This window comes from Mycobacterium shottsii, assembly GCF_010728525.1.
Classification (GTDB): Bacteria; Actinomycetota; Actinomycetes; order Mycobacteriales; family Mycobacteriaceae; genus Mycobacterium; species Mycobacterium marinum.
In genome coordinates this window covers 4,537,341-4,552,728 of the sequence record NZ_AP022572.1, presented here as the reverse complement: position 1 = coordinate 4,552,728, position 15,388 = coordinate 4,537,341, and the positions used below count along the sequence as shown (strand labels likewise).

Here is a 15,388-nt window from a genome sequence, read left to right as displayed (position 1 = left end):
TTGTTGTACCCGGCGTGTGTTACACGACTTGGAAGCGCGCTAGACGTCTCTAACAGTCATAGTAGAGCGCGAACTCGTACGGGTGCGGCCGCAGGTTGACCGGCTCGATCTCGTTCTCGCGCTTGAAGCTGATCCACGTCTCGATCAGGTCGGGGGTGAATACGCCACCCTCCGTGAGGTATTCGTGGTCAGCCTCGAGCCGGTCGATCACCGCGGCCAGCTGGGTCGGGGCCTGCGGGATGTTTGCGGCTTCCTCCGGCGGCAGCTCGTAGAGGTCCTTGTCGACCGGCGCCTGGGGCTCGATCTTGTTCTTGATGCCGTCCAGACCGGCCATCAACATCGCCGCGAACGCCAGGTACGGGTTGCCCGACGAGTCGGGGCAACGGAACTCGAGGCGCTTGGCCTTCGGGTTGCTGCCGGTGATCGGGATACGCACACAGGCCGAGCGGTTGCGCTGGCTGTAGACCAGGTTGATCGGGGCCTCGTAGCCGGGTACCAGCCGCTTGTAGGAGTTCACCGTGGGGTTGGTGAAGGCCAGCAGCGAAGGCGCGTGGTGCAACAGGCCACCGATGTAGTGGCGAGCCGTGTCCGACAGGCCGGCGTACCCGGTCTCGTCGTACATCATCGGGGTGCCGTCCTTCCACAGCGACTGGTGGGTGTGCATACCCGATCCGTTGTCACCGAAGAGCGGCTTGGGCATGAAGGTCACGGTCTTGCCGGCCTGCCATGCGGTCTGCTTGACGATGTACTTGTAGAGCTGCATGTCGTCCGCGGCGTGCAGCAGCGTGTTGAACTTGTAGTTGATCTCGGCCTGCCCGCCGGTACCCACCTCGTGGTGGCCCTTTTCCAGGCTGAAGCCGGCGTTGATCAGGTTGGTCAGCATCTTGTCGCGCAGGTCGACGTAGTGGTCGACGGGCGCCACCGGGAAGTACCCGCCCTTGGGGCGGACCTTGTAGCCGAGGTTGGGGCCGCCGTCGGCTTCGTTGGCTGCGCCGGTGTTCCACCACCCGGAGATGGCGTCCACCTCGTAGAACGAACCGTTGGTGCGCGAGTCGAAGGCCACCGAGTCGAAAATGTAGAACTCGGCCTCGGCGCCGAAGTAGGCGGTGTCGGCGATGCCGGTGCTGATCAGGTAGTTCTCGGCCTTGCGGGCGACGTTGCGCGGGTCGCGGGAGTAGGGCTCAAGGGTGAACGGGTCATGCACAAAGAAGTTCAGGTTCAGCGTCTTGGCTTCGCGGAACTGGTCGATGATCGCGGTATCGGGGTCCGGGAGCAGGAGCATGTCGGACTCGTGGATCGACTGGAATCCGCGGATCGAGGAACCGTCGAAGGCCAGGCCCTCCTCGAAAACGGCCTCATCGAAGAAGGAGATCGGAATCGTGAAGTGCTGCATGACACCGGGCAGATCGCAGAACCGCACATCGACAAACTCGACGCTTTCGTCTTTGGCGAGTTTGAAGACGTCGTCGGGCGTCTTATCCGTCACTGAGTGCTCCTTTGCTTAGGTGATTCGCGGCCGACGCTATGGAGGTGTTGTTGCCCGCCAGTCAACCCCGTGTTGCGCGGACGTTACGCGACCATCAGCCCCGGCAACAGCCCCCGGCTTCTGGCCGAGTCCTATTGTGAAGCCATGGCCCGCAAGATCGTAACTGGTCCGTCGATGACAATATCCCCGCCAGCCGTCGGCCGGCTCGCTGGGAAGCACAACCATGCGAGCGGACCGGGCCGATGACCACAGAATCGTCCACCAGCTATCCGGGTAAGACGCTCGGGTTCCCGAGAACCGGGCCGGGATCGCTTGCTGGAACGGGGCGCCGGCTGGCGGCGCTGTGCGTCGACTGGCTGCTGGCCTACGGTCTGGCCCTGCTGGGCGCGGGAGTCGGTGCCTGGCCCCAGGCGATGTTGTCGACGGTGGTCCTGGTGATCTGGCTGTTGATGGGTGTACTGGCGGTACGCCTGTTCGGATTCACGCCAGGCCAGTTGATGCTCGGTCTGGCGGTGGTGAGGCTGGATGGACGGATGCCCGTCGGGGTCGGCCGTCTGGCCGGACGCGGACTGCTGATCGCCCTGGTGGTCCCGCCGCTGTTCACCGACGCCGATGGGCGCGGGATCCACGACCGGCTGACGGCCACGGCGGTGGTGCGGCGCTGAGACCGCGCCCCGTCCGGGGCGGTCGGGCCCGGGCAGAGCGTGTGCGCAGCTACCTGCGGCGCACCGAGCGCTGGACACCGCGCATCTTGCCGGCGTTGGGCAACGGCCCCTTCGGCAGGGCGCCGGCGCCGGCCCGTGACCCCAGAGCGGCCAGTCGCGACTCCAGCGAGTCCAGTTGCTTGACGGTGATGTTGGCCGGAAGGCGGGTGAGGTGGCGTTCCAACTTGGCCAACGGAATTTCGTCGTCGCCGTTGCCCACGATGATGTCGTAGATCGGTACCTCGCCGACCAGGCGAGCGGTGCGCTTCTTCTCCTGTGCCAGCAGCGGTTTGACCCGGGCTGCGGATCCCTCGCCGACCAGAATCACGCCGGGCCGGCCCAGCACCCGATGTACGGCGTCAAAGTGGCCGGTCGCGGCGACCCCGGGGCTCACGCGCCACTTGCCGCGCAGGTTCTCCAACGCCCAGGCGGCCGCACCGGTCTGGCCTTCAGCTTTGCTGTAGACCGCCCGTTGAGCGCGGCGGCCGAAAATGATGAACGCCACCAGACCGCCCAGCAGCAAGCCGAACGGGATCATCGTGATCATGGTGAGCCCGCCGGCCCACACCCCGACCGCCACCGAGATGCCCACGATCAGGACGAAAGCCCCGATCATGTAGGGCAGCAGTCGCTTGTCTTCCTTGCGCTGCAGGTTGAACGCCTGCCAAAGCTGGGTGCGGCGTTCCCGGGCGGCGGCCTTACGGGCCGCCTTTGCCTCGGCCTTGGCGGCCTTGTTTTCAGCGGAATCTCGGGATCTGGCCATAGTTGTCAAGAATACGTAGGCACTGGCTAGCCTGAGTTCGAGGCTCCCGAGGTGTTGCGGGACCGGGCCTGCTCGTAGAGCCGGCCCGCCCGGTAGGACGAGCGCACCAGCGGACCGGCCAACACCCCGGCGAAGCCCAGCCCCTCGGCGTACTGGGCGAACTCGACGAACTCCTCGGGCCGTACCCAGCGCTCGACCGGGTGGTGGCGCGGCGACGGGCGCAGATATTGGGTGATGGTGATGATGTCGCAGCCGGCATCATGCAGATCGACCAGTGCGGTGCGCACCTCCTCAGGGGTTTCCCCCATGCCAAGAATGAGGTTGCTCTTGGTCACCAGGCCGAACTGGCGGGCCGCGGTAAGCACGTCCAGGCTGCGCTGATAGGTGAAGGCGGGCCGGATCCGTTTGAAAACCCGTGGCACGGTTTCGAGGTTGTGCGCCAATACCTCCGGGCGGGCCTCTAAGACTTCGCCAAGCTGATCAGCTTTGCCATTGAAGTCCGGGATCAGCAGCTCGACGCCGGTGGACGGGTTGAGCTCCTTGATGGCGCGCACGGTCTCCGCGTAGAGCCAGGCGCCGCCGTCGGGCAGGTCGTCGCGCGCCACGCCGGTGACGGTGGCGTAGCGCAAGCCCATGGTGTGCACACTCTCGGCGACGCGGCGCGGCTCGTCGCGATCCAGCGGGGCCGGTTTTCCGGTGCCGATCTGGCAGAAGTCACAACGCCGGGTGCACTGGTCCCCGCCGATCAAAAACGTGGCTTCCCGGTCTTCCCAGCATTCGAAGATGTTCGGGCAGCCGGCCTCTTCACACACCGTGTGCAGGCCCTCGCGCCGAACCAGGTTTTTCAGCTCGGTGTATTCGGGCCCCATGCGGGCGCGGGTGCGGATCCACGGGGGTTTGCGTTCGATAGGGGTCTGCGCGTTGCGCACTTCCAGGCGCAGCAGCTTGCGGCCCTGCGGAGCCGCAGCGCCGGCGGCACTGGGCTCCGGAGCGATATTCACGTTGATGATGCTACGCGGGCGCCCGGGTGGTCGCGGACCGGCAGGGCTCCGTCCAACGCATTGCAGACGGCGTCGGCGACCGCGCCGCGGACCTCCTCGACGCCAACGGTGCGGCCAAGCTCGGCCGACAGCGAGGTCACCCCGGCATCGGAGATGCCACACGGCACGATCGCGGTGAACGCGGCCAAGTCGCAGTCGCAGTTCAGCGCGAAGCCGTGCAGCGTTGTCGCCCGTGACACCCGGACACCGATGGCGGCGATCTTGCGCTCCGGGCGCCCGGATCCGGCCGGTATCCACACCCCGGACCTGCCCTCGACCCGTCCGGTCTCCAAACCCAAGTCGAGACACACCTTGATCAGCGATTCTTCGAGGCGCCGAACGTAATTGACCACGTCGAGTGGTTGGGCCAAACCGATGATCGGATAGCCGACCAGCTGGCCTGGGCCATGCCAGGTGATCTTTCCGCCGCGGTCTGTGTCTACGACATCTATCGCCTCGGCCCCGGCGGCGCCCGCAAAGACGGGGCCGGGCCGTTCGTGCGGCTCGGTGCGTCGTCCGGCGGTGTAGACCGCGGGGTGTTGCAGCAGCAGCAACGTGTCGGGGCCGCCGGCGACGCGGGCGTCGGCCAGGTCGCGTTGCATCTGCCAGGCGGTCTGGTAATCGACGCTGCCAAGTTGGCGCACGTCGATTCCAGCCGTGCTGGAGCGGATTGACCCGGTCACAGATGCGACGTTACCCGTAGCAGCCGGTCACCCGCGGCCGTGGTGTGCCAGGTCCGAGCCCTGGCTGTCGACCGTCTTGAGAATCCTTTCAGAATCCGCCAGGGCGCGCCGCTGACGCTGTGGTTGACCGCACCACTGGATGCATCGGAAGGACGCCGCAGTGATCGCTGCCCAACCCGGACCGGGCGTGCCAACCAGCGATACGGCGCTGCGGCGCCTGGTCGGCCACGCCGCGCGGCGCAGTCCTACCGCGACCACCGCGCTCAGGCTGGTGCGGCGGTGCGTCGCCGGTAATCCCCGCCTTTTGGCGGCGGTCACCGCGGTGCAGCTGGTCGGCACCCTGGCGGCGTTGTACTTGCCGGCCGTCGACGCCAGGATCATCGACCGCGGCATCGCCCAGGGGGACACCGCCACAATCATCAGGCTGGGGGCGGTGATGCTGGCCGCCGGCGGAATTCAGCTGCTGTGCTCGGTGGCCGCGGTCTACCTCGGCTCGCTGTTCAGCATGGGGTTCGGGCGTGCGCTGCGCCGGGAGCTGTTTGACCGGGTGACCGGTTGGTCGATGCTCGAGGTGTCCAGGTTTGGAGCCTCCTCGCTGCTGACGCGCACCACTACCGACGTACAAACGATCGAGTCGACGCTGCAGCAGTACATCACGACGCTGGTCGCAACCGTGATAACCGGCATCGGCGGGGTGGTGATGGCGGCGCACGAAGACGCCGCCCTGTCCTGGGTGCTGTTGGTGGCGGTTCCGGTGTTGGCGGCGCTCACCTCATGGATCATGTCGCACCTGATCGCCCACGAGCGCGGCCTGCAGAAACTCTTTGATCGAATGAACCAGGTTGTACGCGAACAGCTTTCGGGTATCCGGGTGGTCCGCGCCTGCGCTCGCGAAGGGTTCGAGCGGGGCCGGTTCGGCCAAGTCAGCGCCAGCTACTCGCGGACCGCGCTGGCCGCCGATCGGTGGCAGGCCCTGCTGGCGCCGGTTGCCACCCTGGTGATCAGCCTGTCCAGCGTTGCGCTGGTCTGGTTCGGCGCGACGGCCGTCGACGCCGGCCAGATGCGGGTGGGGCAGCTACTCGCTTTCATGCTGTATGCGATGCAGATCTTGGCCGCGGCGTCGATGCTGTCGAAAATACTGGCCAACATGCCGGCGGCGGCCGCCAGTTTTGAGCGGATCAATGAGGTGCTATCGACCGACGCCGGCCTGGCCTCGACACCGGCCCGAGCCGACCATGGTGGGGGCGCGCCCGCCCGCAATGATGCGGTCATCGGGTTGCACAACGTGAGTTTCGGCTATCCCGACGCGGACCGGGCCGTGCTGCGTGACCTGTCGTTCACCGCCACGCCGGGCAGTGTGACGGCGATTGTCGGCGCCACCGGTTCGGGCAAGTCGACGATGATCTCACTGCTCACCGGGCTCTATGACGTTGCCGGTGGATCGGTGCGGGTGAACGGAGTCGACGTGCGCGACTGCGATCCCGAACAGCTGCGCTCGATCGCGGTGGTCCCTCAGGGCGGATACTTGTTCGCCGGGTCGCTTGCCGACAATCTGCGCTACGGCAAGCCCGACGCCACGAACGCCGAGATATGGGAAGCGTTGCGCATCGCGGCCGCCGACGGATTCGTGGCCGCCCACCCCGACGGCCTGCAGATGCCGGTTGCGCAGGGCGGTGTCAATCTCTCCGGTGGCCAGCGACAGCGGCTGGCCATCGCCCGCGCCGTCATCCGCCGGCCCTCGGTGTACTTGCTCGACGATGCCTTCTCGGCACTGGATGTGCGCACCCAGCGCGATGTGTGGGCCGCACTGCGCGCCAGTTGCCCCGACGCCGCGGTCATCACGGTGTCACAGCGAGTCGGCGCGGCGGCCGAAGCGGACCAGGTGATTTTCCTGCACGGCGGCTCGGCCACCGGCTCACGCGCCCCGATGGGCGCCCACGAGTCGCTGCTGGCCGATTGCCCGCGCTACGCCGAGTTCGTCGCGGCCCAGGCCCCGGAATAACCCGGACACGTCCCTGAACCGGCCTGAACCGGCCTGAACCGGTGTCGAGCCGGTCCAAGGGGATCTGCCGCGCGAAACCCGGCGTCTCAAGAATGCATGCAGAAGCCGACAAGGGACACGTTCGACGCTGGTGGCGGCGATAAGCGAATTAGGTCATCGAGCTGGGGAGGGACGTGACAGTGATCGGCCACCAACATTGGCCCCGGTTCCGGCGCGGGTGTGCGGCCGTGCCGGCACGGCGCGCCGGGACCGCCGCACGTCTGTGCAAACGGCTGCTGGCCAGCCGGGGCCTGATGGCCGCCGTCGTCGTGCTGGCCATCGCGGGCGCCGCGATCGATGTGATTGCGCCACGGCTGCTCGGGCACGCCACCGATCTGCTGTTCGCCGGGATGATGGGTCGTCAGCTGCCCGCCGGCACGACCAAGGAGCAGGCGGTGTCGGCGGCATACGCGCGGGGCGATGGCACCGTCGCGCACCTGTTGTCCACGATGGACGTGGTGCCGGGCGTGGGTATCGACTTCACCGCCATCGCCCACACCCTGCTGGTGGCCGCGGCCCTGTTCTGCGTTTCCGCATTGCTGGTCTCGGTCCGAGCCCAGCTGCTGAAGATCGCAATCCAGAAAATGATGGAGCGCCTGCGCACCGAGCTCGAGGAGAAGCTGCACCGGCTCCCGCTGTCCTACGTCGACGCGCACCGGCACGGCGAGCTGCTCAGCCGGGTCACCAACGACATCGATACCGTTCAGATGGCTCTGAAGCAGACCGCGAGCGCGCTGCCCACCACGGTGCTGACCGTGCTGGCGGTACTGGTGATGATGGTGACCATTTCCCCGCTGCTGGCGGTGCTCACGATGGTCACCGTGCCGATATCGGTGCTGGCGAGTCGCTTCCTCCTGCAGCGCTCCAAGCAACTACGAGTGGCCCGGGCCGCCGATATCGGTCGGCTCAACGCGGCGGTCGAGGAGATCTACAGCGGGCTTGCAGTGGTCCAGGCTTTCGGCCATCAGACACCTGTGCGCGAACAATTTGCGCAGATCAACGACGATGTCTACCGCACCAGCTCGGGTGCGCAGTTCATCTCGGGGCTGATCTCTCCGGCCACCACGTTCGTCGGCAATCTGGGCTACCTGGTGGTGGCGGTGGTGGGCGCACTGCAGGTGACGTCGGGCAGCCTCAGCCTCGGCACCATCGAGGCGTTCATCCAGTACGGGCGCCAGTTCAACCAGCCGGTGACCGACGTCGCGACCAGGTACGACGTGTTGCAGGCCGGGTTTGCGTCCGCGGAAAGGGTTTTCGAGCTGCTCGATGCGCCTGAACAGCAAGACGACCCGGGCCTCGAGTTACCCGCAGTCGGTGCTGGGGGTGGCCGGGTCGAATTCGACCAGGTCAACTTTGGCTACCAGCCGGGCAGGCCGGTGCTCGAGGATCTGTCCCTGGTGGCCGAGGCGGGCAAGACGGTCGCGATCGTTGGGCCCACCGGGGCGGGCAAGAGCACGCTGGTGAATTTGTTGATGCGGTTCTACGAGGTGGACTCCGGACGGATCCTGATCGATGGAGTGGACATCGGCACCGTCGACCGCGATTCGCTGCGCTCTCGGATCGGCATGGTCCTGCAGGACACCTGGCTGCTGGCCGGCACCATCGCCGAGAACATCGGCTACGGACGTCCCGAAGCCAGCCGCGAGGAGATCATCGCGGCGGCCAAGGCGGCACATCTGGACGAGTTCGTCTGTGGCATGCGTGACGGCTACGACACTTGGGTGAGCGAGGACGGCGGCAACCTCAGCGCCGGCGAAAAGCAGCTGATCACCATCGCTCGGGCATTTCTGGCGGGTCCGCAATTTCTCATCCTCGACGAGGCCACCAGTTCGGTCGACCCGGGCACCGAGGCCCTGATTCAGCAGGCGATGACCGAACTTCGGCGTGGCCGAACCTGTTTCGTTATCGCCCACCGTCTGTCGACGATCCACGACGCCGACGCGATCCTCGTCATGGAGGCAGGGCGGGTCGTCGAACAGGGGACTCACCGACAGCTGGTGGCCCGGCGCGGCAGCTACTTTCAGATGATGCAGGCCGCCGGCATGTGCGTGGCGCCTCGGCCGGGACGGGCCGACGATGGCGGTGCACCGTGTTGCGACGGTGGGCGTCGGCACCCCCGGTCCCGGGTGAGCGAGGCACATCACCGGCCGGATACGCGGCCGGTGCGCGCGCCGGCGAGCCGCACGCCACCGGCCGGTGAACATACCCCGGACCGCCCTGGGCCCCGGATTGCGTCGCGCACCAAGACGTCACATGTTCTGATCGGCGATTCCGTCAGGTGCCGAACGTGATTCGGCGCGGCAGGAATTCGGCGGACCGCGTGGGTAGTTGATGTGCCGTGATGCATCAAGTCAAGATGCCTGCGAAACCTGGTTCATGCATCAGGTAAGGAATGCCCGCGAAATCGGGGTCAGGTGGTGGTCTTGCTTTTGATGCGGATGCCGGCTTTGAGGGCGGGTAGAGCGGCGGGTATGGCGGCGAGGTAGAGCTGTTCGGTCTTGTCTTTGGCGAGTCTGAGCAGGGCGGCTTGCAGGTCGGCGATCTGGTGGGCGATCGCGGCGGGGTTGAGGCTGTTGCGGTAGGTGAGCAGCTCTGTTTGTTGGGCCGCTGAGAGGACTCCGGCGGCCAGCAGCCGGTCCAGGGGGGTCTGGGGCTTGTCGTAGAGCCGGCGGCGGTGACCGTCGCGGCTGCAGCCGTAGCTGATGGGTTTGATGGTGGGGGTCAGGTAGTTGAGCCGGTCGTTGACCAGGTGCCACAGCCGGTTGAGCACGGCGCGTTCTTCGTCGGTGTCGTAGCGGTAGTAGAACCCGTAGCGACGCACGAGGTGGTTGTTTTTGGACTCGATGGTGGCCTGGTCGTTCTTCTTGTAGGGCCGTGAGCGGGTGAAGAAGATCTCCATGTCCGCGGCCCACTTGATGACCGCCTTATTGAGGAATTCGGTGCCGTTGTCGAAGTCCAAACCCGTTACCTTATAGGGATTTTAGTAATTCCGGTTTTGAGGGCGCCCAGGATGTGGGGGTGGGCGTTGTTGCGCACCGTGCGGGTGAACACCCAGCCGATGTGCATGTCGGTGAGGTTGACCGTGCGGGCGAACTCACCTTTCAGTGTCGGGCCGCAGTGCGCCACGGTGTCGCCTTCGAAGAACCCCGGAGATTCTTCGGCCTCATCGCCTGCTTTGCAGATGGTGATCGAGGACCGCAGCAGCGGGGAGGGTTTCGTCGTCGACACACCCGAGATCTGGTCGCGGGCCTTGGCGCCGCGCAGGTAGCGGTCGATCGTGGCGCTGCTCATCGCCAACAGCTCGGCACGCACCGCCGGGCCGTAACGGTCACGGCCGTCCACCAGTTCGCCGTGGCGTTCTAGAGCATCCAACTGAAGTGCCATGGAAGCGGCCAGGTACCGGCCGCACTGCCCGCCTGAGGCCGCCCACACCTTCTGCAACACCTTGAGCGCATCCTAGGAGTACTTCGGATTGCGTTGCCGGCAAATCCGTTTGGCGACCTGCCGACCCGCTCCCGGCGGCGCGGCCGCCGCCCTCAACCGCCGCCGGGCGTTGTCACGCGACCAGCCGGTGACCGCCACCACCTGATCCAGAATCTGCCCCTTGTCCGCCTTCGGCGCCCCCACATACGCCCTGGCGAACTTCGCGGTGATCTCGGCCCGAGACGACATCGACAGCCCACTTCCCATGCCTGCCGAGGATCGACCGTTTCGCGGGCATTTTTACGTGATGCACCGAGGACGCTTCACGGGCATTTCTCGTGATGCTTGCCGATCGCTGGGCTACCTACCGCCTGCCCGCTATGCTGCCGCCTGTACCCACCGATGAATGACTCTCGTTCGCCGCGGACCAGTTCACGGGGTCAGGCCATTACCTCAATGGGACGCAGGGCGAAGCGCTGGCGAACGAATCGGTGGCAGCGGTGCAGGGCACGCTGCACGATATGCCGGGGCCGGACGGGGTCAATGCATTTCTGACGGGGCCTGCGGTCGTGCTTGCTGATCAGCAGATCGCGGGTGACCGCAGTATGAGGCTTATCTTGTTGGTCACTTTTGCGGTGATCGTTGTCATGTTGTTGGTGATCTATGGGTCGGTCACGACGGCGTTGGTGGTTTTGGTGATGGTGGTGCTGCAGTTGGCTGCGGCGCGGGGTGTGGTGGCGTTGCTTGGCTATCACGGGCTGGTGGGGCTTTCGATCTTTTCGACGAATGTGTTGGTTACGTTGGTGATTGCTGCGGGTACTGATTATGCGATCTTTCTGGTGGGTCGCTATCAGGAAGCGCGTAGTGCGGGGCAGGATCGTGAGTCGGCATTTTTCACGATGTTTGGTGGGACGGCCCATGTGGTGTTGGGTTCGGGGCTGACGATCGCGGGGGCGATATGGTGTTTGAGTTTTACCCGGTTGCCGTATTTGCAGACGCTGGGTGTTCCGTTGGCTGTGGGTATGACGGTCGGGGTGTTGGCGGCGTTGACGTTGGGGCCTATTCTGATTACGGCCAGTGTGTTGGCTTTGGGGGCTTGTTGGTCTTGCCGGGCTATCGCGCTAGTTTCGATGACCGCAATTATCTGCCGAAGGACGTACCCGCCAACATTGGGTATGCCGCCGCTGAGCGGGGGTTTGGTGCGGCGCGGATGAATCCGGATGTGCTGCTGGTTGAGGCCAATCACGATCTGCGGAATTCGGCTGACTTGCTGGTGATCGACAAGATCGCGAAGGCGATTTTTGCGGTTGAGGGGATCTCTCGTGTGCAGGTCATCACCCGTCCGGACGGGAAACCGATCAAGCACACCTCGATCCCGTTCATGATTGGTGCGCAGGGTTCCTTTATGCAGCTGAATCAGCATTATCAGCAGGACCGGATGGCTGATCTGTTAGCGCAGGCCGATGAGATGCAGACCAGTATCGACACGATGGAGCAGATGACCAGCACTGCTGCTGAGATGGCAGAGACCACTCACCGACTCGTCGCTAAAACAAAATCGATGGTGGTCGATGTGGACGTGGCCTGACCCCGTGAACTGGTCCGCGGCGAACGAGAGTCATTCATCGGTGGGTACAGGCGGCAGCATAGCGGGCAGGCGGTAGGTAGCCCAGCGATGAATGCCGCCGATGATGGTTGTACTCGTGCTTCCAGTCGCCGATGACGACACGGGCCTGGGCCAGTGACCAGAAGCTATTGATGTTGAGGCACTCGTCGCGGATGCGGGAGTTGAACGACTCGACATAGCCGTTGCGCCATGGCTCGCCGGGCGGGATGAAGTGGAGTCCGACCTGGCCCTCGGCCCAGTCTGCCATTGCGCTGCAAGCCAATTCGGGTCCGTTGTCACACCGCAGCACCGCGGGTAAGGCCCCGCGCCCGGCGGCTATGCGGCCCAACTCCTCGGTGAGGTGATCACCGGTGATGCTGCGCTCGACCATACCGCCGAGGCATTGGCGGGTGTGCTCGTCGATGATCGACACGATCTTGATCGGCCGCCCATCGGTGGTCACGTCGAACTGGAAGTCCACCGCCCACACCCGATCGGGTGCATCGGCGACTACCTCTGGCGGGGCGGTGGAGGTGCCGTGCCGTTTGCACTTGCGACGCTGCGGGACCCGCAGTCCTTCCTCACGCCAAAGCCGTTGCACCTTCTTATGGTTCACTTCCCAGCCTTCGCCGCGGGCATCGTGGTAGGCCGGTCGGAACCCGCGACGAGGATGCTTGTTGGCGTAGTCGCGTAGCCACTCCCTCAGAGCGGCGTCCGGATCGGCCGGCGTGCCCGCAACCGGTTCGTGGCGTTGGGTGGCGCGGTGCTGCCCGGTGACGCGGCAGGCAAACCGCTCGCTGACCCCAGCACGCGCTGGAGATGACGAACGGCCGCCCGCCGGCGCTCCGGGCCTAAAAGTTTCCCCGGGCGATCTCCCACAGCGCGTCCTTCTCCAACTCGGCATCGGCCAACAACCTTTTGAGTGCGGCGTTCTCGCGTTCGAGGTCCTTGAGCCGTTTAGCGTCCTCGGCCTTCAGGCCGCCGAACTGGTTGCGCCACCGGTGGTAGGTAGCCTCAGAGACCCCCAGCTCGCGGCAGACCGCCGCGGTGTCCTTGCACTCGGCCAACAGCCCGTCCGCGGTCATCAGCTTGCGCACAATCTGCTCCGGACTGTGCCGTTTCCTCGTCGCCATGATCTTGTCGAGCCTTCCTGCCCACAACGTGGGCCACAAGACTCTCACAAGCCGTGGATCAACCGATCGGGGTCAGGCCAGAAGAGCTGCGTGATGCGGTGGCTAATTTCGAAGACTTTTTCCATCCGATTCGCAGCTATTTTTACTGGGAGCCGCATTGTTTCGACATCCCGGTCTGTTGGTCGCTGCGGTCGATATTTGATGCGATCGATGGTGTGGACGTCATGACCGGCGACCTGCAGGAGATCCTGCCCGAGATGGAACGTCTTGATGAGTTGCTGCCGCAGATGGTTGCACTCATGCCGAAAATGACCCAGACGGTGCGGAACATGAAAGCCATGGCGTTGACCATGTATGCCACCCAGAAAAGCATGCTGGACCAGATGGCGGCCGCATCGGACAAAACCAACGCCATGGGTAAGGCGTTCGACGCCTCGATGAACGACGACTCGTTCTACCTTCCCCCAGAAGTCTTCGACAATGAAGACTTCCAGCGCGCGATGAAGAACTTCATCTCCCCGGAAGGTAAGTCGGTGCGCTTCATCATTTCCCACCAGAACGATCCGATGACGCCTGAAGGGATGGCCCGTACCCAAGCGATCAAACGAGCGGCCACCGAAGCCATCAAAGGCACACCCCTGGAAGGTTCCAAGGTCTACCTCGCCGGCACCGCCGCCGTCATCAAAGACATCAACGATGGCAACAACTACGACCTGCTGATCGCCGCCATCGCGGCACTGAGCCTGATCTTTCTTATCATGCTCAACATCACCCGCAGCGCGATCGCGGCCCTGGTGATCGTGGGCAGCGTGGCGGCATCACTGGGCGCTTCAGTGGGGTTATCGGTGCTGCTATGGCAACACCTGATCGGCATCGAACTGCACTGGCTGGTGCTGTCGATGTCGGTCATTGTCCTGCTCGCCGTCGGCGCCGACTACAACCCGCTGCTGGTCTCACGCCTCAAAGAAGAACTCCACGCCGGGATCAACACCGCGATCATTCGCACCGTAGGGGCCACCGGATCGGTGGCCACCTCGGCAGGACTCGTGTTCGCCTTCACCATGATCTCCATGGCAGTCAGCGACCTGACCGTCATCGCCCAGATCGGCACCACCATCGGCATGGGACTGCTGTTCGACACGTTCGTGGTCCGCGCATTGATGACCCCCTCCATCGCCGTCCTGCTGGGCCGCTGGTTCTGGCGGCCCCACCAAGTCCGACCCCGACCCATCCCACAACCATGGCCATCACCCACACCATCACAACCCACCACCAACCTGACCACCAGCACACCCTGACCCGGGTGCTCTGAAAAAAATCGAGGTTCAGTCATGTGTCGTTCCCGCGTTGTCCACCGACCTGGGCCGCGTCGGGATCGATGACAGCATCCGGACATGGTTTTCAGCACCTAGCGACGCGTTGTTATAGGAGAAACGTATGCGGCGATCCCAGTCAGCGGTTGAGGTGATCGACCTCGTCAAAAGGCGCGGTTCAGTCACGGCGGTCGACGGCATCAGCTTTGCGGTGCCTCAAGGCGGTGTTCTTGGTCTGCTGGGCCCAAACGGTGCTGGCAAGACCACCACGGTGAGGATGCTGGCTACGTTGACCAGGCCGACAAGCGGCGCCGCGTGGGTTGCGGGCCACGATGTGTGCACCGCGCCCGAGTCGGTGCGCAGAGAAATCGGATTGACATGTCAGGAAGCCACTCTCGACGGTCTCTTGACTGCTCGAGAGAACATCAACATGATCGGCAGCTTGCGCGGGATCCGCCGTAAGGAATTGGCATCACTGAGCGACCGGCTGCTAGACCAATTCTCGATCGCCGAGTTCGCTGATCGACGTGTCGATACCTACTCCGGCGGAATGCGGCGGCGTCTCGATGTCGCGATAAGCCTGCTGGCCCGGCCCCAGGTGTTGTTTCTGGATGAGCCAACTGCAGGGCTGGATCCGCATAGTCGCATCCAGCTGTGGGAAGTTTTGCGCACGTTGGTCGACGATGGCCTCACGCTGGTACTGACCACCCAATACTTGGAGGAAGCCGATCGGCTTGCCGACAATATTGTCCTGATAGACAAGGGCAGGGTGATTGCAGAGGGATCACCATTTGAGCTCAAGCAAAAGGCGGGTGACGCAAGCATCGTCGTGACTGTGTCGCGCACCGAGGATGTTGCCAATGTCGCTGCGTTCCTCCGAACGGGCGTCAAAGAGGTTCGCGTCGACATCTGCGCCCGTCGAATCACGGTCGCGACCCACGGGTTGTTGGATCTTTCGGAAGTCGCCCGGATGTTGCACCACTACGCGGCGCCCGTCGAGGATATCCGTCTTGCGCGGCCGAGTCTTGACGACGTTTTCGTGTTGTTGACTGGGCATCACAGCAGTTCTTCGGAGGGGGACTCGGCATGATCGTTTTCCGGGATGTATCCACACGTCATCGTCACACTGTGTGTCAGCCCGAGGCGCATAGTTCTAGCGTTGCGTGGCAGGTATGGGTAATGCTCAAGCGTAACCT

The 15,388-nt window shown here is 64.5% G+C and carries 11 protein-coding genes and 3 pseudogenes; 6 read left to right on the top strand and 8 right to left on the bottom strand.

Translation table 11 applies throughout. The features are described from left to right. Positions 1 to 49 precede the first annotated feature (49 nt). Complete coding sequence (gene glnA, locus G6N41_RS21005) at positions 50 to 1,486, bottom strand: type I glutamate--ammonia ligase (protein ID WP_020730660.1); 1,437 nt, start codon at positions 1,484 to 1,486, stop codon at positions 50 to 52. 242 nt (positions 1,487 to 1,728) lie between these two features. Between glnA and G6N41_RS21000 the strand changes: the two genes are divergently transcribed. Continuing rightward, positions 1,729 to 2,151 carry an RDD family protein gene (locus tag G6N41_RS21000; RefSeq protein ID WP_020730661.1) on the top strand — a complete coding sequence of 141 codons (423 nt, stop codon included), beginning with the start codon at positions 1,729 to 1,731 and terminating at the stop codon, positions 2,149 to 2,151. Positions 2,152 to 2,200: 49 nt separating this feature from the next. Here the strand turns inward: G6N41_RS21000 and G6N41_RS20995 are convergent, their stop codons facing one another. Genes G6N41_RS20995 through lipB form a run of 3 tightly spaced genes read right to left on the bottom strand, consistent with a single transcriptional unit; the run spans position 2,201 to position 4,676 of the window. Then, positions 2,201 to 2,953, bottom strand: a complete 753-nt coding sequence (locus G6N41_RS20995) for a DUF4191 domain-containing protein (protein ID WP_198965562.1) — start codon at positions 2,951 to 2,953, stop codon at positions 2,201 to 2,203. A 26-nt stretch (positions 2,954 to 2,979) separates the two neighbouring features. Next, complete coding sequence (gene lipA / locus G6N41_RS20990; RefSeq protein ID WP_198965561.1) at positions 2,980 to 3,954, bottom strand: lipoyl synthase; 975 nt, start codon at positions 3,952 to 3,954, stop codon at positions 2,980 to 2,982. Beyond that, positions 3,951 to 4,676 carry a lipoyl(octanoyl) transferase LipB gene (gene lipB, locus G6N41_RS20985; RefSeq protein ID WP_012394941.1) on the bottom strand — a complete coding sequence of 242 codons (726 nt, stop codon included), beginning with the start codon at positions 4,674 to 4,676 and terminating at the stop codon, positions 3,951 to 3,953. The genes lipA and lipB overlap by 4 nt, the downstream gene beginning before the upstream one ends. A 160-nt stretch (positions 4,677 to 4,836) precedes the next feature. On the opposite strand from lipB, the gene G6N41_RS20980 reads away from it, so the two are divergent. Next, positions 4,837 to 6,678: an ABC transporter ATP-binding protein gene (locus tag G6N41_RS20980; protein ID WP_198965560.1), complete on the top strand. Its 1,842-nt coding sequence runs from the start codon at positions 4,837 to 4,839 to the stop codon at positions 6,676 to 6,678. 173 nt (positions 6,679 to 6,851) lie between these two features. Beyond that, positions 6,852 to 9,008 (top strand): ABC transporter ATP-binding protein, encoded by a 2,157-nt coding sequence (locus G6N41_RS20975; RefSeq protein ID WP_407663657.1) that lies wholly within the window; start codon positions 6,852 to 6,854, stop codon positions 9,006 to 9,008. A 119-nt stretch (positions 9,009 to 9,127) separates the two neighbouring features. Here G6N41_RS20975 and G6N41_RS20970 read toward each other — a convergent pair whose 3' ends face one another. The 3 genes from G6N41_RS20970 to G6N41_RS20960 form a co-directional block, all read right to left on the bottom strand. Further along, positions 9,128 to 9,676, bottom strand: coding sequence for a hypothetical protein (locus G6N41_RS20970; protein ID WP_231608476.1), 549 nt, complete (start codon positions 9,674 to 9,676; stop codon positions 9,128 to 9,130). Between the two features lie 5 nt (positions 9,677 to 9,681). Next, on the bottom strand, positions 9,682 to 10,101 hold the full coding sequence (locus G6N41_RS20965) for a hypothetical protein (RefSeq protein WP_198913147.1): 420 nt from the start codon (positions 10,099 to 10,101) through the stop codon (positions 9,682 to 9,684). A 72-nt stretch (positions 10,102 to 10,173) separates the two neighbouring features. Then, on the bottom strand, positions 10,174 to 10,389 hold the full coding sequence (locus G6N41_RS20960) for a hypothetical protein (protein ID WP_198968072.1): 216 nt from the start codon (positions 10,387 to 10,389) through the stop codon (positions 10,174 to 10,176). Between the two features lie 200 nt (positions 10,390 to 10,589). On the opposite strand from G6N41_RS20960, the pseudogene G6N41_RS20955 reads away from it, so the two are divergent. Then, positions 10,590 to 11,719 (top strand): annotated as a pseudogene (locus G6N41_RS20955) (MMPL family transporter); the annotation flags it as partial. Positions 11,720 to 11,762: 43 nt separating this feature from the next. Here G6N41_RS20955 and G6N41_RS20950 read toward each other — a convergent pair. Further along, a pseudogene (locus tag G6N41_RS20950) lies at positions 11,763 to 12,879 on the bottom strand (IS3-like element ISMyma1 family transposase). An 80-nt stretch (positions 12,880 to 12,959) separates the two neighbouring features. Here G6N41_RS20950 and G6N41_RS20945 point away from each other — a divergent pair. Further along, positions 12,960 to 14,177 (top strand): annotated as a pseudogene (locus G6N41_RS20945) (MMPL family transporter); the annotation flags it as partial. 139 nt (positions 14,178 to 14,316) lie between these two features. Then, positions 14,317 to 15,282 carry an ABC transporter ATP-binding protein gene (locus G6N41_RS20940; protein WP_198965559.1) on the top strand — a complete coding sequence of 322 codons (966 nt, stop codon included), beginning with the start codon at positions 14,317 to 14,319 and terminating at the stop codon, positions 15,280 to 15,282. The last annotated feature ends 106 nt before the right edge of the window (positions 15,283 to 15,388 follow it).

Excerpts from the sequence above, each read along its gene's own strand:
- G6N41_RS20965 (WP_198913147.1), bottom strand. The coding sequence starts at position 10,101 with ATGGCACTTCAGTTGGATGCTCTAGAACGCCACGGCGAACTGGTGGAC.
- G6N41_RS20995 (WP_198965562.1), bottom strand. The coding sequence starts at position 2,953 with ATGGCCAGATCCCGAGATTCCGCTGAAAACAAGGCCGCCAAGGCCGAG.
- G6N41_RS20960 (WP_198968072.1), bottom strand. The coding sequence starts at position 10,389 with ATGTCGTCTCGGGCCGAGATCACCGCGAAGTTCGCCAGGGCGTATGTG.
- G6N41_RS21000 (WP_020730661.1), top strand. The coding sequence starts at position 1,729 with ATGACCACAGAATCGTCCACCAGCTATCCGGGTAAGACGCTCGGGTTC.
- G6N41_RS20940 (WP_198965559.1), top strand. The coding sequence starts at position 14,317 with ATGCGGCGATCCCAGTCAGCGGTTGAGGTGATCGACCTCGTCAAAAGG.